The sequence below is a fragment of the Methanomethylovorans sp. genome (assembly GCF_041305605.1).
In the GTDB taxonomy this organism is placed as follows: domain Archaea; phylum Halobacteriota; class Methanosarcinia; order Methanosarcinales; family Methanosarcinaceae; genus Methanomethylovorans.
Genome location: NZ_JBFYLB010000005.1, coordinates 1 through 21,455 on the forward strand (window position 1 = coordinate 1; position 21,455 = coordinate 21,455).

Genomic DNA, 21,455 nt, shown 5'->3' on the forward strand with positions numbered 1-21,455 from the left:
GAGTATCTATGGGAGCGGGGAGAATATCGTCCTCCATGGCTGTGGAGCATTGTGGAGATCCTTAAAAGGACAAAACAGGAATTCCCACATCTTACCATCACTTCCGACCCTGTAGGTGCAGGTTCTAAAAGAGGACCACGCAACTGTAAGGAGTGCAGCGGACAGGTTGCTGATGCCATCCGGGCTTTTTCATTGAGCCAGGATCTGCATGATCTTGAGGGTCTGGAATGCGATTGCAGGCATCTGTGGAAAAAGGTCTTGGTTCTGGACGATCTCAGTTTTGGTTCGTCTGTTTTGGAGTGATCATCTCACTCCTCTTCATCGCCTCTGTAAACCATCGTTCCTATGCCCGTATCGGTAAAGAGCTCCAGCAGGACTGAGTGAGATATGCTGCCATCTATTATGTGCACTCTTTGCACGCCGCTCTCCACCGCAGTCACAGCACCTCTCAACTTAGGCACCATGCCACCTGAAATGACGCCTTCTTCCACAAGTTTGTCCACCTCTTGCAGTTTCACTCTGGATATGCGGGAAGATTTATCCTCGATGTTCTTCAGAATGCCCGGTACATCTGTCATAAGAATAAGTTTTTTGGCTCCCAACGCTGCAGCAATGTCTCCTGCCACTGTATCTGCATTTATGTTGAGTCCTCTTCCACTGGAATCAATGGCTATGGGGGATATCACAGGAATGTAACCATGTTTCGTGACGATTTCCAGGATCTCGGTATTGATTATCTCTGTCTCTCCAACCCACCCCAGGTCAACTTCCTGCTCCATGTTCTCTATCATGACCTTTTGCGCAGGCATCTTCTTTGCAACGATGAGCTTACCATCCTTACCAGACAGGCCGATCCCCTTCCCACCATGTTTGCCTATAAGGGATACGATGCCAGTATTTATGTTCCCCACTAACACCATGCGTGCAATTTCAAGCGTCTCATCGTCTGTGATGCGCAACCCACCAACAAATTCGGGCTTCTTTCCCATGCGTTTCATCTTCTCAGTGATTTCCGGTCCCCCGCCATGGACTATTATCGGATGTATGCCCACGAACTTGAGTAGCACGATATCCTCAATGATGTCACTCATTACCTGTTTATCAACCATGGCATGGCCACCTACTTTGATGACCATTATGCCATTATGGAACTCCCTTATGTAAGGAAGAGCCTCTATCAATACGTTCTCTCTTTTCAGTGTCATAGTCCACCCTCATCCGGTGAGTTGATTATCAATAAAAGGTATCAGTACTGATATAGATTCCAATATATTATCTTTATTGGATCATAAGGGAGAATATGTCAAAAGAGAATGTTACCAGAATATCTGGTAAACAAAAAGGCAAAAAGTAATTTGTAAAAGAGTTTAGATCTTGTCGAGTTTCTCGATACCCACTTTCTTTACGAATGGTTTGCTTATCTTATCAGGCATCCAGTCCGGCTTGTTCTTTGGAGCAGTTACGTTTTCTCTCCAGCCCTTGAAGACGTGAATCTTCTTAGTACCTCTCTCACGGAGCTTTATAGTCTCTGGCTTTGCCTTTGTTCCCTTGCCGCGGTTAGCGACTTTTAATGCTGCCTGACGTGGCTGTTTACCGGTGAATACACCGTGTTCGTTTCCGTTCTTATCTCTCAGTACAAAGTTCCTTGTTTCAACCATCATGTCACCTCATAGCTTGCATGTGATTTTACTCGATAAACCTATTCTGCACATATAGTATATATATTTTTCTTTCAATGTTGCCTTTCGATTCTGGTTTATGCCAGTTGGATTATCGGGCGTACTCATAATCCTTTGGAAAATATATTGCTGTTTAAATATTTTAATCTATCCCCTCGTATAACACAACATTTACATGTGATGAACTCATTTGCCTTGTGAAAGTACGCATAAAAACGGATTCATCTCACTTTTATATGAATGTGATCTGTTCTTAGAGGTAATGTCATGGAACTTTCTACTGTCATATTGCCGGATATACAGGCTAATAAGCCAAAAATACCTATTAACCTTACTCGTGTAGGTGTGACGAACGTTAAAAAACTGGTCGCTGTCAAAAGAAAAGACAAGCGTCCTGTTATGCTCATCTCAACATTTGATATCTTTGTTGACCTGCCATCTGACAGGAAAGGAGCCAACCTTTCCCGTAATTTCGAGGCCGTTGATGAAGTTCTGGAAAAGGCAGTGAATATGCCTGTTTATGAGATTGAGCAGCTATGCAGTGATGTTGCTCTTAACTTGCTCGTGAGGCATGAATATGCTACAAGGGCAGAAGTACATCTCAAGAGCGAATACGTTATCAAAAGGGAATCTCCATCTACTAAGATGGAATGCCAGGAAGTGGTGGAGATCTTCGCTGAAGCAAAAGCCAGCAGGGAAGACTCAGAGAACATAAGTATCACCAAGCTCATAGGTGCAGAAGTGGTAGGAATGACTGCTTGTCCGTGTGCCCAGGAGATCATGACGGACAATGCCCGTAAACAACTTGAAGAAATTGGTGTAGATAATAGGAAAATTGCCGAATTCCTCCACCGTGTGCCTATGGCAACCCACAACCAGCGAGGAAGAGGAATTATTTCAATTGAGGTTGCAACTGATGATTTCATCTCTCTTGAAAAGGTGATAGCCATCATCGAGAGATCAATGAGCTCAAGTGTCTTCGAATTACTCAAGCGCGCCGATGAAGCGATGGTAGTTCAGACGGCTCACAAGAATCCGAAGTTTGTGGAAGATTGTGTGCGAACCATGGCTCACAATGTTGTTAAGGAATTTAAGGATCTTCCGGATGATGCGATCGTAACCATCAAACAGATCAACGAGGAAAGTATTCACCGCCACAATGCCTTTGCTGAAAGGGTTGCAACTATAGGTGAACTTCGTGAAGAGATACTGACCTGAATCTCTTTTTCCAGATTGTTTCGATAAGTAGTCTGGTTTGTTCAAAGAATGTGATAATATGGCTGAAGGCTCAGATCTTATCCAGGCCCATGATCTAAATGGGGCTCCCATCACTATTGGTTCATATGTGCTGTATCTCAATACAGGCAGTGCAGGTCAGGTTCTCGAAATTAAGCAGGAAGAAGGTACAACATGGGTTTTGATGGATACCACAGGACTCTTTTATAATGTTGAAGCCCTTGTGATCACAGACGCAGATGCTGTCAAGGTGAGAGCAGAACGTGAAGAGGGTGAAGTGGATAAGGAGGATCTTGTCAGGCAGCAAACTCCGGAAGGAGTTGTAGATATAGGACAGGTGACGGGTGGAGGATAATTATCCTCCTGTCGTTTTATTTCATTTTTATCATAGCATCTTTTCTTTTTTAAGCAATGTAAGCGAACGGATCCATTCTCCTTTTGGTTCACGTGAAGTGCCGACTACAAGACGTTTCTTCTCGCCCATTCTTTCGACAACTCCTTGCGCTTCGATAAGCTCTCCCGGTAAAGCCTGCCCTGCGTAGGTGTGAGTGTAGGACAAAACGTAGTCTATTTCAGGATGCTCCACCTTGTATACGGCGGGGCTATCAAAAGCAAGATCTGCATTGGTAACTGTTGCCTCTATCTTCATGGTCCCAATATCTTCTCCTCTTGCTGCAGGCTCTTTTATCTGTTCCCAATCCCTCACGAAAAGAAGGTCGAAATAGGTGCCTTCCACCATACCTCTGTTTCCCTTTCGTTTCTCATGGACCACAAACTCCTCAAAGGATATCTCAGGAATGCGCTTTTTGTATATCTTTTGCCACATCTCCATGTTTATATCCTCTATGGGTCCGGACCTCTTTTTTTCCTCGGCAATGGCGTCTCTGGCTATGAACCAATATTTGCCATATACTATAAAATCCACATCAGAGGTCTCATTCTGTAATCCCGGCAACAAAGAGCCTGTAACTCCCATGTGAGATCGTGGTACTCCGGCTTTTTCAAGAACAGTTACAATTGCAGCTATTCGGCTATCAGAGGCTTCAAGATGTTGTATGGCCTCATTGGGCGAAAGTATCCTTTTCACCTGATCTTCAGGCACCACATGTACGTCTTCCACCCATTCGGGCCGATGTGTTCTCATAAAATCGAACGAATCATCGAAATCATACTTGTGGTATCTTTTTCCGTTCATCTGTCGTTCCCCATTTTCATCGGGTACATATCGCAGTGTCGAACGTATCCCATGAGGATGGAAATAATCAGATACAGCAAATATCCAGTTATCCTGTGTTATAAAGAAGTCCCTGAGCCGTGTTTTTATCATTACGATCATCCATTATATTGGTTTAAAGGTAATAAGTCTCCTTGGTAATAATCATATTGCAAACTTCTGTCCGAACAAAATGGTTATGAGCCATTATGAGCAATCTGCTCCTATAATTATATGAAAATGCATATTACAGGTGATGTTCCTGTCTTCCCTTGAACGATGGATCATAGAAAAGCGACGTGAGTTCCACAGGTACCCTGAACTCAGTTTCAATGAGTACATGACACAGAAGAGGATCATGGATTCTCTTCAGGAATTTGGCCTAAAAAGCAGTTCCATTGCAGGCACCGGTGTTGTGGCGGATATCATGGGTAATGGTACCGGGCCATGCATTGCAATCCGTTCCGATATAGATGCTCTGCCTATACAGGAGGAGGAAACTGTTCACAATGGTGAGTATATTTCCTGCCACAAAGGAGTTATGCATGCATGCGGTCACGATGGCCACATGGCTATAGTGTTGGGTGTGGCACGCTTGCTTTACGAGAGGAAAAATGTTTTCCCGGGTAAAGTACGGCTGATATTCCAACCCGCAGAGGAACAATATCCCGGAGGCGCCCAGATGGTTATTGAAGATGGTGGGCTTGAAGGTGTCGATGCTATTGTGGGCCTTCATATTTTCGGAGATGTGGATGTTGGTAATGTACGTTTTTGTCCTGGGCCTTTTATGGCAAGCTCCAATGATTTCAGCGTAAGGATCACAGGGAAGGGTGGTCATGTATCCACGCCCGAGTATTGTATAAATCCCATTGAAATGGCTGCAGATCTTATATCCAGGGCGGGGTGGGACGCTGCTCAGCAAGTTGATCCTTCTAAGCATGTTTTAGGTTTTGGTATGATTGCGGGAGGTACCCGTTCCAACATAATTCCGGATGAAGTGCAGGTATTCGGAAGTTTCAGGACCTTTCATGAAATGGATTCTAAAATTATTGAAGGTGTTCTGGACGAGGTCCTAAGCTATATTATGGAAGCGTATGCCAGAGAAGATCTTGCTGACGGGCCCACTTATGAGCTGGATGTGTCTCATGGTTACCCCGTACTTGTGAACGATCCAAGGTTTACAGCAGCAGTCAGCAGATTGCTTAGGCAACTATCCATGGATATGGAAGATGGTGCATCTCCTATCTTTGGTTCGGAGGACTTTGCTTATTATCTGCGCCAAGTACCTGGTATGTTCCTTTTCCTGGGTACCAGGAATCCGGAGAAAGATATGACGGAAGGCAACCATTCCAGCAGTTTTGATATAGACGAGGATGTTCTCATACAGGGTGTGCAGATACTGAGTTCCATTGCCCTTGATTTTCTGAAAAGCCCTGGGGAATATATTCCGTGATCATACAGGTATTCTCTTCTTTTATGATCCCCTCTGTTAAATATTTTATTTTGGGAGTTCTAGCTTCAGAGGGTTTTGCATACGACCCAGAGAAGGATTTTGATCTCGATGATATTTCAGTAAATTACCTTGAAGACGGAGGCATCTTTTACGTGGCTTCCACAAACGGTAGAATTGTCGGTACGTGCGCTGTAATTAAGAGAAGTGAGTATAAATGTGAGGTCAAGAGGCTGTATGTACATAAAGACTTCCGGAGAATGGGGATCGGTTCTAAACTATTGGAGAAAGCTCTGGAATTCGCAGATGAACGTTATGATACAGCAACCCTGAAGACCGATACTTCTCTGGTGTCAGCTATTGCTTTATACTTAAAGGCCGGTTTTTCCGTGATAAAAAAAGAAAAAGGGATATTATATCTTAAAAAGGAACTGAGTTGAGATAAGCAATTCATTCTATTGTTTTGATCAGCGCTATCTCGTCACAGTCCGGAAATTTCGGGCAGTTTATGCAGCCACTCCATACTTTATGGGGCAGCGTTGATTTATCCACTCTGGTAAATCCATGCTTTTCGAAAAACTCCGGTACGTATGTGAGAGTGAATATCTTCTTAATCTGTAGCTCGTGTGCATCACCCATACAGGCTTTGAGCAACTGGGAACCTATCCCCTTTCTTGCATATTCAGGCTTGACTGCAAAAGAAAGTATCTCTGCAAGGTCTTCCCATACCACCTGCAGGGCACAGCATCCGATCACCTCTTCGTCCTTCTCGTATACATAGAAGCTACGGATATACTGGTACAACTCATTGTATGAACGGGGAAGCATCTTCTCCTGTTTAGCATATGCATTGATGATGTTCTTCATTGCTTCGACATCTTTGACAGTGGCCTTGCGGATCATTAGATGATTCTCCTTGATCTGATAATGTTAGAAAAGAGTATAACGAGCGTGAAGGGATTTGAACCCCTGGCTTGCAGCTTAGGAGGCTGCCGCCATATCCTGGCTAGGCCACACGCTCTCTTTGACTTTCACTCTCCTAATAACATTCAATATCTTAAATCTATTGGTAGGTTTTTGTCTCTCTAATAGTTATGTGTTTCTCATTCTATATCCGATTTCTGTCATTCCTTTGTTTTACTATCATTTCATGCCCTGCTTGCGATGTCTCAACCTGAAAACTTTCGTACCTTAAGCAATTGATATATATCCGGCATCATATCTCTCTGTACTATATACTAATTTATTATAGGGGATATCGGATGAGATCTAACTATTTACTGATGCTTATCTCAATTGCATTGGCAATTGTGATATCAGGCTGTTCCTGTCAGCCAACGCTCGTCTATAATGATTCTGTGAACACGAGTGAAAATCAGACGGTTGGAACAGGAGACAACAATGAAGAAGAATTTATAACCGGCGTGGCATCTGTCGATAATGTGCAGGCACTTATTCTGGAGTCTTTTCCTGTGCAGGTGAATGTGGAAATTACTGGCTATCTTCCTGACGGCTGCACAAATATTGGCAACACCACTACAAGGAAGGATGGAAACACTTTCTATATGGAGCTAAGCACAATAAGACCCAGGGATGCCTTATGTACACAGGCATTGGTACCCTTCACAAAGGTTGTGCCTCTTAATGTGTATGGTCTGGAGAAGGGCGTGTACACCGTCGATGTGAACGGTAAGACCGCATCTTTCGAATTGTCCGTTGATAATATCCTTTCGGATAATAACTGAAAATGTGGCTATGGTATGTGGCCACACATTTATTTGAGTACTTTTATATATCATGTTGCAGATGCTAAGAACAATGACTAAAAAAGAACTTCAATATTTTACCATAGGATTCATACTTGCCACTGTGATCTTCCAGGTGTTATAAAGTTAGTTGCCTTCGATCAAGTTAGCAAGTTTTTCTGCAAATTCCTTGTTTTGTATGGCATTCAGGTGAATTCCCACCATTTCAGGGGTGAATCCCAGAGCAAGCCCAAGAAGCTGTGTATAATGCAACACAGGTATATCATAGGCTTTACTAAATGCTTTTTCGATCTCCAGTTGGCCTGTATCCAGCTGCATGTGGCAGAATGGACAGGCATTGACTATGCAATCAACCCCTGCCTCTTTTATCCGCGATAATTTGTGTTCGGCCATTGCAAGTGATCTCTCTTTAAGACCAGATCGCATGCCTCCTCCGGCTCCGCAGCATTCCATCTTGTCAGAGTATTCAAGGCTTATGGAACCGGTAGCTTCTACAAGTTCATCGAAGAAACGTGGTCTCTCAAAACTGCCAAGTCCTCTGTCCCTGGAGGGTTTTATGAGATGGCATCCGTAGTGTACTGCTACATTCAACCCCAGAGGCTTTTCCACAGCTTCCTTGATTCTCTCAGGGCCGACATCCGAATAGAGGAATTCGGCTATATGGCGTACATCGATTGTTCCTTTGAACCGGCGCTCTATCTCTCCAAGGTATTCATTGGTTTTCTGCCTCAATTCCTCGCTTTCCTTCAATGTCCGGTTTGCATCTGCCAAAGATCCAAAACAGCCATTGCAGATGGTGAGCAGGTCTCGCTGCATTTCCTCGCCAAGGGTGAGATTGCGCCCAGCCACTGCCAGCCAGGTAGGGCTGTCAAATGAACGGAAAACCCCGGGTGCAGGGCAACAGGAAGCACCTGGCAGATCAGTACAATCAATATCCAGTTTTGCAAGGCATAGCCTGGTAGCCATTTCTATACCCGGATATCTGTTAGGGATGAGGCATCCAAGAAAAAGTGCTAGTTGTACCATTTTTATCTCCCGGTTATAAATGTCATTCTATGATCTCAGCTAACTTGCAGACCTTCAGAAGCATTTTGATCTCATCCAAGGCTTCAGGATACTTATGCACTGTTTCAGGAAGTCTGTCAAGTCCAAGTTCTTCTCTTTTCTTCATATTCATTTCATCAATAGGTACAGCATGTCCGTATTCCAGGAGCAGTTTTATCACCTGCTTGTGCTCAGGCAGCATAATGCCCTCATGGGCTGCAATGGAGCGGATCTTTAGAATGGCATCTACTATATCAATGCGGCGTGGACAACGTTCCTGGCAGTTATAACAGGTAGTGCACATCCAGAGTTCTTCATCCTCCAGTACATCCCTGGATCTCATGGCATGCCTTACAAGTCTGCGCACATTGAGGCTGGTATGGCGTCCAGAAGGGCAGCTTCCAGTGCACATCCCACATTGCATGCACTTCAATATATCGATCCCTGCTTCTTTCAGTTGTTCCTGTACATTGTTTTCATTCATGTTCTTTTCATTGATTTATTTCCTATTCCTTATAAAGTGTTCCTGAACATCTGTTTGGTTTGCTTTCACTGGTTACCCTTATTTTCTGAAAAGTTCTTTCTTATCTATCTCGTTGGATTTTCTTTTTGCCGACAAGAGAGAAACATATTTATAATATGAAGTAGGTAATGGGTTACTTAATACCTAAGAGGTTATAGGAATGGCAGAAAAAGCAATGACCAAAGAGGAAGTGCTGCAAAAAGTTGCAGAGAATGATGTAAAGTTCATAAGAACACAGTTTACTGATACTCTCGGTATCATCAAAAGCTGGGCAATTCCCGCAGAGGATCTCGAAGGAGCTTTCAAGAACGGTGTTATGTTTGACGGATCCTCTATCGAAGGTTTCACAAGGATCGAAGAATCTGACATGATGCTTATGCCCGATCCCTCCACCTTCAGGATACTTCCATGGAGGCCAAAGGAAGGCGCAGTGGCCCGTATAATTGGTGATGTCAAGAGGCCGGATGGTACTCCGTTCGAAGGTGATCCAAGGTATGTCCTGAAGAAAGCCATGGAAGATGCTGCAAAAATGGGATACACAATGAACGTAGGCCCAGAACTCGAGTTCTTCCTGTTCAAACTGGATGCTGATGGTAACCCAACAACACAGCTTACAGACCAGGGAGGATATTTCGACTTTGCACCTCTTGACAAGGCACAGGATGTCAGAAGAGACATAGACTTCGCACTTGAGGCCATGGGTTTCAAGCTGGAAGCTTCTCACCATGAGGTAGCACCTTCACAGCACGAGATCAACTTCAGATTTGGAGACATGCTTTCCACTGCAGACAAGGTCATCACTTTCAAGTATGTGGCAAAATCCATTGCATATCACAAGGGCTATTATATTTCCTTCATGCCAAAGCCTCTGTTCGGTGTGAACGGTTCAGGTATGCACACTAACCAGTCCCTGATGAAGGACGGAAAGAACGCCTTCTATGACCCGGATGCACCAAATGGCCTGTCACAGACATCCATGTATTACATAGGCGGTATACTGAAGCACATCAGAGAGTTCGCTGCAGTCACCAACTCAACTGTTAACTCTTACAAGAGGCTTGTGCCAGGATATGAGGCACCCATCTATGTCACATGGTCTGCTTCCAACAGGAGCTCTCTTATCAGGATCCCAGCCACAAGAGGGATGGGTACAAGAGTCGAGCTAAGGTGTCCAGACCCTGCATGTAACCCCTACCTCTCATTCGCCTTGATGTTGCGTGCCGGTCTTGATGGTATCAAGAACAAGATAGAGCCACCAGAGGCCACAAACGTCAACATTTTCAAGCTCAGTGAAGAAGAGCGTGCCAAGAGAGGTATCCTGTCCCTCCCAGGCAGCCTGAAGGAGTCCCTTGACCTCATGAGTGCCAGCGAGTTCACAAAAGCAGCTCTTGGTGAACATGTCTTCAACAGCTTCCTTAAGGCAAAGAATGCTGAATGGGATTCATACAAAGCACAGGTTCACCAATGGGAACTGGATAAATATCTGAGTATATTGTAAGGGAAATATCCCTTACATCTAACTTTATTTCATTGTCCTTATGGACGTTAGATGCCAATTACTTTCTAGTTGGCTTTCTTCAATTGGAGATAACTTCCGATGGACGACGGGGGTAAGCCTTTTATGGACGTTTGCATGGTTAGTCTAGAAAAGTCAATTGATATATCTCCAAAAAACAATTCTTAGTGGTCAATATGTGCGGAATTATAGGCGTTATAGACCGGGCCAGGTCTGGCATGGATGGCTCTGGTATAAGAGAGGCCCTCAGCCTGATGAATGAACGAGGAAGTGGAGAAGGTGCGGGTTATGTAGCTTATGGCATATACCCTGATTTTCCGGATTATTATGCTCTTCATGTCTTCTATGACAATCTTGTGGAACCCAAAAAGAAGGTAGATGAATTGCTGGAAAAGTGGGGACGCATAGTTCACCAGGAAGAGATCCCTACCTATGAGCAACCAGGTTTGAGAAAACAGCATATCCCCTGGCGATATTTCTACAAGCCTCACAAAGATCTTATGGTAGGCAGTTCCACACCTGAAGATGATCTTGTAAAGACTCTTGTAATGGATATCAACTCCCATATAGAGGGCGCTTTGGTATTCTCTTCAGGGATCAATATGGGTGTGTTCAAAGCGGCTGGCTGGCCGGAGGATGTTGCGGATTTTTACCGCATACAGGATTACAAAGGTTACATCTGGCTCGCCCATAACCGTTATCCAACGAATACTCCCGGATGGTGGGGTGGAGCCCATCCATTTAACCTGCTTGACTGGTCAGTGGTTCACAATGGCGAGATAACTTCTTACGGTACTAACAAGCAGTATGTAGAGAGCAATGGGTATGAATGCACCATGTTCACTGATACTGAAGTTGTAGCATATCTCTTTGATATCCTAGGTAGACGTCATGGCTTATCAAGTGATATGGTGGTCAAGGCTCTGGCTCCTCCTTTCTGGGATGAGATCGATGAAATGCCTGAACGGGAGCGGAAGATCAATCATGCTATGCGCCTCACTTACAGGTCAGCTCAGATGAACGGACCTTTTGCCATAGTTGTGGCTACAAGTCAGGGCATAGTAGGTTTCACGGACCGTATCAAGCTTCGCCCAATGGTCGTAGCAGAGAATGGCGACAAGCTCTATATCTCAAGTGAGGAGGCTGCGATCAGGATAATGGATCCTAATGTGCAGAACATCCGCATGCCCAGAGCAGGCGAACCGGTCATAGGGAGGGTTATTGTATGACCCTTGGAAGCGTACCTATGCGTTATAAGGTCAGCATTGATCGTGATCAGTGTATGCAGTGCATGCGTTGTGTGGACAATTGTTCATACGGTGTTTACAGAGTGGAAGGCGACAAGATCCTTATAGACTCCCGTAAATGTACTGCATGCCACCGTTGTATTTCCATGTGTCCCAGAGATGCTATCAATCTTCAGGAGAGGCCTGTGGATTATCGCAGCCATCCCCTGTGGAGCGTACAGGCAAGGGAGGATATCATCAACCAGGCCCGCACTGGCAAGATAATCCTTGCAGGTATGGGTAATGCTCTTGATTATCCGATAATCTTTGACAGGCTGGTACTGGATGCATGCCAGGTGACAAATCCCAGTATCGACCCTCTGAGGGAACCCATGGAGTTGCGTACATACCTTGGCAAAAAGCCCTCCAGACTGGAGTTCAAAAAGAACGATCAAGGTGATGTGGAACTTGCCACGGAGCTTGCTCCCAACCTGAAGCTTGAGACACCTATCATGATTGGGCACATGAGCTACGGAGCTATCAGTCTTAATGCCCAGCTAAGCCTCGCAAAGGCAGTGACTGAGATGGGTACTTTCATGGGTACAGGTGAAGGTGGAATGCATAAGGCTCTGCATCCTTATCAGGACCATACCATTGTGCAGGTGGCTTCAGGCCGTTTTGGTGTTGATATTGATTATCTTGAACGTGGCGCTGCAATCGAAATAAAGATCGGCCAGGGTGCAAAGCCAGGTATAGGCGGTCATCTCCCGGGTGAAAAAGTATGCGTGGACGTGTCCTGTACCCGTATGATCCCCCTGGGCTCAGATGCCATAAGTCCGGCACCTCATCATGATATTTACAGTATAGAGGATCTGGCACAACTTGTTAGGAGCCTCAAAGAGGCTACCGAATGGAAAAAGCCGGTATTCGTGAAGATCGCTGCAGTACATAACGTAGCCGCCATAGCTGCAGGCATAGCCCGTTCTTCGGCTGATGCTGTGGTTATCGATGGTTTCCGTGGAGGTACCGGTGCCGCTCCCAAGGTATTCAGGGATAATGTGGGCATACCCATAGAAGCTGCTATTGCTGCCGTAGATCAGAAGCTGAACGACCAGGGTGTAAGGAATGAAGTGTCCATCATTGCCAGCGGAGGTCTGCGCAACAGCGCGGACCTTGCAAAGTCCATTGCTCTGGGAGCAGATGCAGTGTACATAGGAACAGCTTCCCTTATCGCTCTTGGATGCAGAGTATGCGGTAACTGCTATCGCGGTCTGTGTCCGTGGGGTATAGCTACCCAGAGGCAAGATCTTGTGGACCGCATAGACACCGAAATAGGGGCCAGGAGTGTTGCCAATCTGATTCATGCCTGGACACTGGAACTCAGTGAACTGATGGGTGCTGCAGGCATAAACAGCATTGAAAGTCTCAGGGGAAACCGCGAACGTCTGCGTGGATATATGCTGGATGAAAGCATGATGAAAGTGCTGAACATCAATCCGGTGGGGGCATAAAAATGGAAAAACTAGTCATTGATGCAAAAGGTATGCATTATACCCCACTTAACAAGCAGATCCGTCAGGCTGTAGCTTCCGGTGTTAAAGAAATTGAGATCAACAACGTGCTTGGACAGCGTTTTATAGCCAATGGTCTGAGGGGCGATGTAAAGATCATTATCAACGGAATCCCCGGTGGGGATCTTTGTATGTTCATGAACGGTCCGGAGTGCACTGTTTACGGGGATTGCGAACACGCTCCCGGCAACACCATGGATGGTGGCATGATCGTTGTCCACGGCAGTGCAGGTGATGCTGTAGCTCACAGTATGCGCGGTGGTAAAGTGTACGTCCGGGGTAATATCGGATACCGTGGAGGTATCCACATGAAAGAATACGAATCTAAAAAGCCAATGCTGATAATAGGTGGCACTTCTCATGCATTCCTTGGTGAATACATGGCAGGAGGCCTTATATTGGTCTTTTGTATGGGTGAGGAATCATTTATGCGGGACAGAGGCATAGGCAGCGGTATACACGGTGGAGAGATTGTTATCCGCGGAGAGGTTGCAGACAGGCTTTTAGGAGTAGGTGCCAAGAAAGTAGAGTTCACTGAAAGTGATCTTACACGTTTGTCACCTGTAATTGAGGACTTCTGTTCCAGATTCAACATCGATCCGGCTCCTTTGATGAACACGAACTATACGCGTATCGTTCCTTCAAGCAGCAGGCCCTTTGCTGGCAAATACACATGGGAGTGATATTAATGGGCAAAAATTATCTCGATCTTAAGGCTGAAGTATGGGACACAGGAATATGTGCAGCATGTGGTGCATGTGTGGCAGTGTGCCCGGCCGATGCCATATATTTCAAAACAGGGGAAGAATCCACACGTCCTTTTAACAATGGATACTGTAAGGAGGTTGTTGATGGAGTCCCGTGTGGCGCATGTTATGCTACCTGCCCCAGGCTGGACCCCGCAACAACCGAAGTGTTAGGCGAGTATATAGACATCTTTTCCGCAAAGGCAGACATACCGATTCCCGGAAAACAGAGTGGAGGGGCTGTTACAGCTATCCTTGTGAATGCTCTGGAACAGGGTATGATCGATGCAGTGGTCACAGTGGAAGAGGATCCATGGACCCTTAAACCATCGTCTACTGTTATTACATCTGAAGATATACTCATCAATCAGGCCGGAAGCCGCTACAACTGGTGGGTACCGCTGGTCTCTTCTCTGAAAGAAGCCGTCATTACCCGTAAGTATAAGACTGTCGCAATAGTAGGTGTGCCATGTGTGGTGCAGGCTGTCAGAAAGATGCTTGACAGCGATCACGACCTTCTGGCACCTTTCAAACGTTCCATCCGCCTGGTAGTTGGTTTGTTCTGTACGGAGACCTTCGATTACGAAAAACTGGTAGAGGGCAAGCTGATCAAAGAGCGTAGCATCGAGCCTTTGAATATAGTTCACTTTGATGTAAAAGGTAAGCTGGAGATCACCATGAAAGATGGCAGTCTTACCGTGATACCCTTAAAGGATGTTGATGACTGTGTCAGGCCTGGTTGCAGGGTGTGTACTGACTTCACTGCTATTGGTTCAGATTTGTCTGCAGGTTCAGTGGGCAGTCCAAAAGGCTATACCACGCTGATCATACGCAGTCCTGCAGGGAACGCTGTTGTCAGAAGCGCTATAGAGAACTGCTTGCTTTCTACAAGCTCTGATGTGGACATGCAGGCTGTAGAGAAGCTCTCAAGTAAGAAACTTGCAAGAAAACAGGACAGAACGAAATAGTTGCATCATTTTTATGGCTGCGGTGTCTATCCACTTCCTCGTCGTTCCTAACCATGCTGATAGACACCGTATATCCACTTCTAATGCAGCCATTGGGATAAGACAGCTTCTGGGATAAAGTTGTCGCTATTAAGTCTCTTTTTTAGGAAGTTAGTTTCCTTTAAAATAAGAACTGATCCAACCGTATTCAATTAAATCTGTGCATCAAATACTTTCCTGTAGTGAATGGTATCTACTCTATGGCCTCTGTCATTCTTCACTACACAATATGGTACAAACCCGTTTGCTTCGTAAAATCTCATGGCCGGAATATTTGTGGACCAGGTGCAAACGTACAGTTTTCCGATACCTTCAACAATAACCCTTTTCTCAAGCTCCTTGCATAAAACTGCGCTGATACCCTTTCTCCTCAACTGGGGATGTACACACATAAGGTTTATATATGCATCTTTCTTGCCTTTCCAGTATTTGTTGCAGCCAATGACACCCAAGATCTTATCTGTTGTCTCCTCTGTATCAGTGTTGTCCTCTGCAAGCATATAATAGGAATGACGGCCGGCAAGACATTCACGTACTCTTTGTTCCAGGCCATTACCTCTCGCGCTAAGGGGAGGATAAAACTCATTGTCTACAAGTTGTATGAACCGGCAGAGAGGATTGTAATCCTCCTGCTCAGCCTGACGTATCTTAATTCTCATCTGGTTTATGTGATGTTAAGATACCTTTTGATCTCCCATTCATGTACCTGCACTTTGTAGGCATCCCATTCTGCTCTTGCAAGTCTCAGGATATTGTCATGTACATGTGTACCCAGGATTTTTTTGAGTAGTTCATCCTGCTCCAGGTAATTCGCACTTTCAAATAGAGTGCCAGGCAGGCTTTCAATACCCTGTTCAGCACGCTCCTTGACGTTCAGGTCGAAGATATTGAAATCTACCATGTGTCTTGGTGTGGTCTTATTCTGTATACCTTCAAGACCTGCTGCCAGTATGGCAGCGAAAGTAAGGTATGGATTACATGAAGGATCAGGGCTTCTCAGTTCCACACGGGTACTGCTACCCCTTGCAACAGGTATACGTATGAGAGAACTACGGTTAGCACCTGACCATGCAATGTATACTGGTGCCTCATATCCGGGTATGATCCGTTTATAAGAGTTCACAATGGGATTGGCTATGCATGTGATTGCTTTGATGTGGTTCAGGACACCAGCGATGAAATACCTTGCAGTATCACTTATCTGCATGTCGGCATCCGGGTCATAGAAAGCGTTTTTTCCATCTTTTGAGAGGGAAAGGTTGACATGCATGCCGGACCCATTGACAGTAGCTATGGGTTTTGGCATAAAAGTAGCATGCAGTCCGTTCAGTTTGGCTATTGTCCTGGCGACGTACTTAAACGTAACTACATTATCAGCCATGGTCAATGCATCCCCATACTTGAAGTCTATCTCGTGCTGACCGAAGGCCACTTCATGATGAGAAGCTTCAATGTCAAAATTGAGGTCCATGAGTGCTAGTACTATATCACGCCTTATATCCTCAGCAATGTCTGTGGGTGCAAACTCAAAGTAGCTTCCATAATCATGAGGTATGGTAGTAGCTTTTCCATTATCTCTTTCAAAGAGGAAAAACTCCATTTCCGGCCCTACATTCAAAGTAAAACCCATTTTTGCAGCCTTTTCCGTCATCTTTCTTAGCACATAACGAGGATCACCTTTGAAAGGGTCACCATTTGGCTGGTAAACATCGCAGATAATGCGTGCCACCTGTCCTTTTCCGTTATTCCAGGGCAGTAATGCAAATGTAGTTACATCAGGTTTCAGCAGCATGTCGGACTCGTATATCCTTACAAATCCTTCTATCGACGAACCGTCAAAGCCGATACCTGTAGTAAGTGCTTTTCCTATCTGGGTCGCAGGTATTTCCACATCTTTGACCACACCCTGTATATCTGTGAATTGCAGCCTTATGAACTTTACATTATGTTCTTCTATGGCTTTTTTGACATCTTCTTCGTTCCTAACTATCATTGGATCTCCTGTCCGGCAGCATGCACTGCTCTTATTTGCAATATATTATTATCTGCATGAAGATAAAATTATTCTTTCAATATATTTACACTATATGTAAACAAATTCAATAAGGTATTTGGTTATGTATTCTTTTATTGCTTTGATCATGAATATTTCAAAAATCATACTTCAAGAATAAAAAGGGGATTTAAATATCCCTGTTCAGTCATTTTCATCCAATCATATCAATTGAATAAAGATCCGAAGAAATTCTTAATTTTATCGAAGATACCAGAGTCATCAGGTGAATTCTGCATTTCTTTAGTTCTTTCCTGTGAACTTTCCATCATCCCTGAATCATTACCTTTCATGGGAGCTTCCCCTTTACTTTGATTTCCCATCTCAGACATCTGTGAAGGTCCAGGTCCTTTCTGGTTTCCCATGTCTGGCTGAGAAGACCCCGGTGCAGTCTGATTGCCCATTCCATCCATCTCAGGTCTGTCACCATTCACCGGAATTTCGAGTTCCAGCTCTTCGTTCATTGTGTTAAACAGCTCGTCCAAGCTGGCTCTTTCTGTATTGAGCTCCTCTACTGAATCGGCATTTTCGATGTTTGATCTAATGGACTCAATCTCACTGAGGTACTCTTCAATATTTTCAATAGTAGTATCATTAGCATTAGCCTTCATACTTTCCAGGCTTTCTGTGGTTTTGTCTATCATTTCAATTGTTCTATCCATCATGGATGCAAGGTCATTTTCCTCATCCATTCCCTTCATTAGCTTGCTATTATTAGTTTCCTCAGCTGCAGAAACCGCTGATATGGCCATCATAATACAGAACACTGCCATAATTGCTGATAACTTTGAAAATCTATATTTTTGAAAAAGATTCATGATATCACCTTTCAACATATTCTCTGATTGGTGGTGTGGATGCCCTTGTGAGGGCATCCCATTCAAAAGTTCATTCTTTTTTTTCTGGTCGGGACCTCAAAGATATCAGGATTCAGAAGACTCATTCCTTGGGGACATTCCAGGTTTTCCCATTGGTCCTCGTTCCATTCCTCTCTCATTCTCCGGTCCTATTCCAAGTTCTTCCATAGCCGAGTGAATCTGCTCCATTGCTTCCTTCAGATCTTCCTCATCCTCTGCATTATTGATGAGTGTCTTAACTTCTTCAAGTTGTGTGAGTGCAGTGGTCAACATCTCCTCCGTGATATTCTCGTTTTCCAGTTCATCGATGTTCTCTATATCAGACTCGATCTTTGAGATTGCGTTATTCACTTGCTCCAACATTCTTTCCTGCTGGGTTTCAAATGTCTCCTCCTCAGAAGCTTCTGGCCTGTCCATCTTCATCATGTGTCCTATTCCAAGTGTCTCCATTGCTGAATGGATCAGTTCTCTTGCTTCCTTTAGATCTTCCACTTCTTCTGCGTTCTCAACTATTGTTTTGGCTTCTTCCAGCTGGGTTGTTGCGTTGTCCAGCATTTCTGCTGTGATGTTCTCGTTATCCAGTTCATCTATGTTTTCTGCATCTGATTCCAGCTTTGAGATCATGCTTTCAATATGTTCCAGCATTTTTTCCTGCTGGGTTTCAAATGATTCATTTCCCTGAAACATTCCCTGATCTTCCATTGGCCTTTGTCCCATTCCAGGTTCTTTCTGAGGCTCTATTCCAAGTTCCTCCGTGGTCGAACGGATCAGTTCCATTGCTTCCTTCAGGTCATCTTCATCTTCTGCATCAATGATGAGTGTTTTTGCTTCCTCAAGTTGTGTGAGTGCAGTTGTCAATATCTCCTCTGTGATGTTTTCGTTATCCAGCTCATCGATGTTCTCTATGTCCGATTCGATCTTTGAGATCGTGTCATTTACTTGTTCCAGCATTCTCTCCTGCTTAGTTTCAAAAGTTGCATTATCAAGTGAGAAACTCGCTGGCTCTCCAGTATTCATTTTTTCATGCATCTTTCCATGCATGTTGTATTCCTGGTTGTTATCCTGTGCAGCAAAGGTGGCTGGTACTAAACATACAACCATCAAAGCTACCGAAAGGACTGCTATAGATTTTGTCAATTTTCGTTGCGTATTGATTTCCTCCCGATTCTTTGTGTCCAAGCAGTAGTGATTGGCACAATTCCTTAATCTCACGTGAATCATATAAGGATACTTAACAATTAAAGGGATAATAGGGCTTTAATTTTGAAAAAAAAGATTTATTGGAGTTTTTATTACTATAGATTCCTTTATAGATCTCTTTTGAGATAGGATATTTCTTATTGTCAAAAGCCTTGTTCAGTTATTACTTATACAGAAGATTGTATGTCCTTGAAAATAAAGCAAATATATTGCTTTTCAGTACTTCTTGTGTAAATATAAAAATTTGAAAGTTTCAATAAGCACTTTAAATGCTGTAATGTTCAATTAAGGTCGATATCTAACATTTATTTTTAAAAAAATATGTTATAAAGCTTCATCTTATAAAAAAAGTATAAATAATTGTATATCTGTTTTCTATTATAACGGCTTTATGAAATACTATCAAGCATATTTATATTGTAGTTCTGTGTCATTACTATCTTGGCATGCTGGTGTTAGTTCACATCGTTCCGGATGGGACATGGCCAGGCTAAAAAATATAGGTATATGAATCACATGAATCAAAAGGCTATAGTGCTTATATTTGCAATCATCTTAGTTACAATCGCAGGTGGATGTGCGGATAAGCCCCTAACTCTAAACAGCGGTCCAGACTATAAAGTAAGTTATAGTCTTGTTCCTACATATCTGGGCGTTCTTTCTTCTCCGGATTATGTCAAGCCGGAACATCCTGGTGTTCGTCCTGTTGCAGAGGATGAAAGAGAGGGCTTCAATAACATCATTTCAGAAGCTGATTTGATCGCAGAAGAGCTGGATTCAAGAATATTGGATTTTGAGGAAGAAGGCAAAGATGTCCAAAGACTTAGGCCCCTTCTGGAAGAATATAAAACTTTGATAGCCAGTGCAAAAATATATAACGAACTGGCAGATCAGGGGCATGAAGGTTGTTCGGACCCTGAATGCCAGGCAATTGAAAAGGAACTATATCTGCAGTTATCAAGGGAAAGCCTTAAAAAATCCAATGCCGTGTTATCACAGATCTTCAACGAGATGAAAAAAATACTTCCGGGCCATGTGAAATTGGATGAAGGCTGTACACTTTCTGCAACAGGCAATGGAAGAGTAATGCTTGCGGGTGATCTAAGTGCGAACATTTCTATAAGAAATGGTGTTCTCTATATAGTAGGTCTTCCCGAAAGCCGGGAATTTCCTATCAACATAGTGGGTAAATACGATATTGAAACTTCAGAAAAGGGTGAGAACCGTTTATCCTACTACAAGATAGTCGATGCTACGGTGTACATATCTGCACAAAGATCTGCTTTTATAGTAGAAGCAAGTGATATATCCATTACAGTAAAAGGAACTGGTACAGTTGATTTCTTCGGTAACGGTATTTATACTATAACATGTCCGGATGGCAGTTCGGATGAGATGCAATGGGAAGTACCTACAGTAAGAAGAACTATTAATAGCCCCTCTATCTATACTGGTATCAAATGAAGGCATTTTCCCGCAGAATCATATTTGCCATCTTGTTCGTCATTCCATTTTTAATGACGGCAAGTGCAAGTGCTACTATTCATGGTGTGGTGTATGAATGGAATACATTCCAACCTCTGGAAAATGTAATTGTGGAGGTAAATTCCACTCCTTCGCAGTCTATGGTGTGCAAATATGGATCCTATTCCTTTGAGCTTCCCCAGGGAAACTATAAGATAACAGCAAGTTATTATGAGGAAAGTACCCTCACTTATTATGCCGAGGATTTTGTAAATATTACCGATGAGGGTAGCTATGTGCTTGACCTGCTGCTTTTTCCCGCTTATTCTCAGAATACGTCTTCTATTAATGAGTCTTCATCTTTTTTAGATGAGTACACCAGCTCCCAGAATGTAACTACAAACCAGAAAAGTTCTATTTCAGTCGATACGCTTCTTATTACTGTTTCCATACTTTTGGCTCTCTTTATCTGGTTAAAGCATTCAACAAGCCAGAAAACCAATCGTCCTGTTGAAAAGCATCATATAGTTAAGCAAGAACATATCGAGGAAAAAGTCATTCTTACGCCCAAACCTGTAGAGTTCAAAGCTTCTGTGGAAAGTCCGGTAATAGGGTCAGAAGACCCTGAAGTCATGGACTCGGATGATGAATCAGACGATGAATCAGATGATTCCACGGAATTGATTGTTGCCGAGCCAGAAAACACTGAAACAGCAACGTTAAATGATATTCCTAAAGGGCCAATACCTGTTGATCTTCAGGAAATACTGGATATCATTCGTTCTCAGGGTGGACGTATGACCCAAAAAGACCTCAGGAGCAAGCTCAAATATTCAGAAGGTAAAGTAAGCCTCATGCTCTTTGATCTTGAAAAGAGAGGTCTGATCCAGAAGTTCAAAAGAGG

General features: G+C 43.8%; 22 protein-coding genes, 1 tRNA gene and 1 pseudogene. 13 read left to right on the plus strand and 11 right to left on the minus strand.

Annotation, left to right across the window (positions count from 1 at the left end; all coding sequences use genetic code 11):
• Positions 1-303: pseudogene (locus tag ACCM36_RS00215) on the plus strand (TIGR01210 family radical SAM protein); the annotation flags it as partial.
• A 5-nt stretch (positions 304-308) separates the two neighbouring features.
• On the opposite strand, the gene argB reads toward ACCM36_RS00215, so the two are convergent.
• Together argB and ACCM36_RS00225 are read right to left on the minus strand one after the other, a co-directional pair.
• A complete protein-coding gene (argB, locus tag ACCM36_RS00220; RefSeq protein WP_370571686.1) occupies positions 309-1,205 on the minus strand; it encodes an acetylglutamate kinase in 897 nt (298 codons plus the stop codon).
• A gap of 162 nt (positions 1,206-1,367) precedes the next feature.
• Positions 1,368-1,658, minus strand: coding sequence for a non-histone chromosomal MC1 family protein (locus ACCM36_RS00225; RefSeq protein WP_370571708.1), 291 nt, complete (start codon positions 1,656-1,658; stop codon positions 1,368-1,370).
• 288 nt (positions 1,659-1,946) lie between these two features.
• Between ACCM36_RS00225 and mptA the strand changes: the two genes are divergently transcribed.
• Together mptA and ACCM36_RS00235 are read left to right on the plus strand one after the other, a co-directional pair.
• A complete protein-coding gene (mptA, locus tag ACCM36_RS00230) occupies positions 1,947-2,897 on the plus strand; it encodes a GTP cyclohydrolase MptA (protein WP_370571687.1) in 951 nt (316 codons plus the stop codon).
• A 58-nt stretch (positions 2,898-2,955) separates the two neighbouring features.
• Positions 2,956-3,270 (plus strand): DUF2098 domain-containing protein, encoded by a 315-nt coding sequence (locus ACCM36_RS00235; protein ID WP_370571688.1) that lies wholly within the window; start codon positions 2,956-2,958, stop codon positions 3,268-3,270.
• 30 nt (positions 3,271-3,300) lie between these two features.
• Here the strand turns inward: ACCM36_RS00235 and ACCM36_RS00240 are convergent, their stop codons facing one another.
• Positions 3,301-4,242, minus strand: a complete 942-nt coding sequence (locus ACCM36_RS00240; protein WP_370571689.1) for a nucleotidyltransferase domain-containing protein — start codon at positions 4,240-4,242, stop codon at positions 3,301-3,303.
• A gap of 142 nt (positions 4,243-4,384) precedes the next feature.
• Here ACCM36_RS00240 and ACCM36_RS00245 point away from each other — a divergent pair, with 142 nt between their 5' ends.
• Both ACCM36_RS00245 and ACCM36_RS00250 read left to right on the plus strand, forming a co-directional pair.
• Complete coding sequence (locus ACCM36_RS00245; protein WP_370571690.1) at positions 4,385-5,581, plus strand: M20 family metallopeptidase; 1,197 nt, start codon at positions 4,385-4,387, stop codon at positions 5,579-5,581.
• Between the two features lie 50 nt (positions 5,582-5,631).
• Entirely contained in the window at positions 5,632-6,018 is a 387-nt protein-coding gene (locus ACCM36_RS00250; protein ID WP_370571691.1) for a GNAT family N-acetyltransferase, read from the plus strand.
• Positions 6,019-6,028: 10 nt separating this feature from the next.
• Here ACCM36_RS00250 and ACCM36_RS00255 read toward each other — a convergent pair whose 3' ends face one another.
• The gene (locus tag ACCM36_RS00255; protein ID WP_370571692.1) at positions 6,029-6,481 is read right to left on the minus strand and encodes an N-acetyltransferase; all 453 of its coding nucleotides are present in this window, start codon (positions 6,479-6,481) and stop codon (positions 6,029-6,031) included.
• A 43-nt stretch (positions 6,482-6,524) separates the two neighbouring features.
• A tRNA-Arg gene (locus ACCM36_RS00260) sits at positions 6,525-6,599 on the minus strand.
• Between the two features lie 241 nt (positions 6,600-6,840).
• Here ACCM36_RS00260 and ACCM36_RS00265 point away from each other — a divergent pair.
• Positions 6,841-7,323, plus strand: coding sequence for a hypothetical protein (locus ACCM36_RS00265; protein WP_370571693.1), 483 nt, complete (start codon positions 6,841-6,843; stop codon positions 7,321-7,323).
• 147 nt (positions 7,324-7,470) lie between these two features.
• Here ACCM36_RS00265 and hdrB read toward each other — a convergent pair whose 3' ends face one another.
• The gene (hdrB, locus tag ACCM36_RS00270) at positions 7,471-8,370 is read right to left on the minus strand and encodes a CoB--CoM heterodisulfide reductase subunit B (RefSeq protein WP_370571694.1); all 900 of its coding nucleotides are present in this window, start codon (positions 8,368-8,370) and stop codon (positions 7,471-7,473) included.
• 22 nt (positions 8,371-8,392) lie between these two features.
• Positions 8,393-8,872 carry a CoB--CoM heterodisulfide reductase subunit C gene (hdrC, locus tag ACCM36_RS00275; RefSeq protein ID WP_370571695.1) on the minus strand — a complete coding sequence of 160 codons (480 nt, stop codon included), beginning with the start codon at positions 8,870-8,872 and terminating at the stop codon, positions 8,393-8,395.
• Positions 8,873-9,071: 199 nt separating this feature from the next.
• On the opposite strand from hdrC, the gene glnA (ACCM36_RS00280) reads away from it, so the two are divergent.
• The 5 genes from glnA (ACCM36_RS00280) (at position 9,072) to ACCM36_RS00300 (ending at position 14,938) form a co-directional block, all read left to right on the plus strand.
• Positions 9,072-10,409 (plus strand): type I glutamate--ammonia ligase, encoded by a 1,338-nt coding sequence (glnA, locus tag ACCM36_RS00280; protein WP_370571696.1) that lies wholly within the window; start codon positions 9,072-9,074, stop codon positions 10,407-10,409.
• A 194-nt stretch (positions 10,410-10,603) separates the two neighbouring features.
• Complete coding sequence (locus ACCM36_RS00285) at positions 10,604-11,656, plus strand: glutamine amidotransferase family protein (protein WP_370571697.1); 1,053 nt, start codon at positions 10,604-10,606, stop codon at positions 11,654-11,656.
• Complete coding sequence (locus ACCM36_RS00290) at positions 11,653-13,164, plus strand: glutamate synthase-related protein (RefSeq protein WP_370571698.1); 1,512 nt, start codon at positions 11,653-11,655, stop codon at positions 13,162-13,164. Before ACCM36_RS00285 ends, ACCM36_RS00290 begins: the two co-directional genes overlap by 4 nt.
• Positions 13,165-13,166: 2 nt before the next feature.
• Entirely contained in the window at positions 13,167-13,907 is a 741-nt protein-coding gene (locus tag ACCM36_RS00295; protein WP_370571699.1) for a hypothetical protein, read from the plus strand.
• 5 nt (positions 13,908-13,912) lie between these two features.
• Positions 13,913-14,938, plus strand: coding sequence for a Coenzyme F420 hydrogenase/dehydrogenase, beta subunit C-terminal domain (locus tag ACCM36_RS00300; RefSeq protein WP_370571700.1), 1,026 nt, complete (start codon positions 13,913-13,915; stop codon positions 14,936-14,938).
• Positions 14,939-15,129: 191 nt separating this feature from the next.
• Here ACCM36_RS00300 and ACCM36_RS00305 read toward each other — a convergent pair whose 3' ends face one another.
• The 4 genes from ACCM36_RS00305 to ACCM36_RS00320 form a co-directional block, all read right to left on the minus strand.
• The gene (locus ACCM36_RS00305) at positions 15,130-15,636 is read right to left on the minus strand and encodes a GNAT family N-acetyltransferase (RefSeq protein ID WP_370571701.1); all 507 of its coding nucleotides are present in this window, start codon (positions 15,634-15,636) and stop codon (positions 15,130-15,132) included.
• Positions 15,637-15,641: 5 nt separating this feature from the next.
• On the minus strand, positions 15,642-16,970 hold the full coding sequence (gene glnA, locus ACCM36_RS00310; RefSeq protein WP_370571702.1) for a type I glutamate--ammonia ligase: 1,329 nt from the start codon (positions 16,968-16,970) through the stop codon (positions 15,642-15,644).
• A 227-nt stretch (positions 16,971-17,197) separates the two neighbouring features.
• A complete protein-coding gene (locus ACCM36_RS00315) occupies positions 17,198-17,803 on the minus strand; it encodes a hypothetical protein (RefSeq protein ID WP_370571703.1) in 606 nt (201 codons plus the stop codon).
• A 150-nt stretch (positions 17,804-17,953) separates the two neighbouring features.
• The gene (locus ACCM36_RS00320; protein ID WP_370571705.1) at positions 17,954-18,988 is read right to left on the minus strand and encodes a hypothetical protein; all 1,035 of its coding nucleotides are present in this window, start codon (positions 18,986-18,988) and stop codon (positions 17,954-17,956) included.
• A 615-nt stretch (positions 18,989-19,603) separates the two neighbouring features.
• Between ACCM36_RS00320 and ACCM36_RS00325 the strand changes: the two genes are divergently transcribed.
• On the plus strand, positions 19,604-20,551 hold the full coding sequence (locus ACCM36_RS00325; RefSeq protein ID WP_370571706.1) for a hypothetical protein: 948 nt from the start codon (positions 19,604-19,606) through the stop codon (positions 20,549-20,551).
• The coding region (locus tag ACCM36_RS00330) for a helix-turn-helix transcriptional regulator (RefSeq protein WP_370571707.1) at positions 20,548-21,455 on the plus strand (908 nt) is incomplete at its 3' end. The genes ACCM36_RS00325 and ACCM36_RS00330, both read left to right, overlap by 4 nt.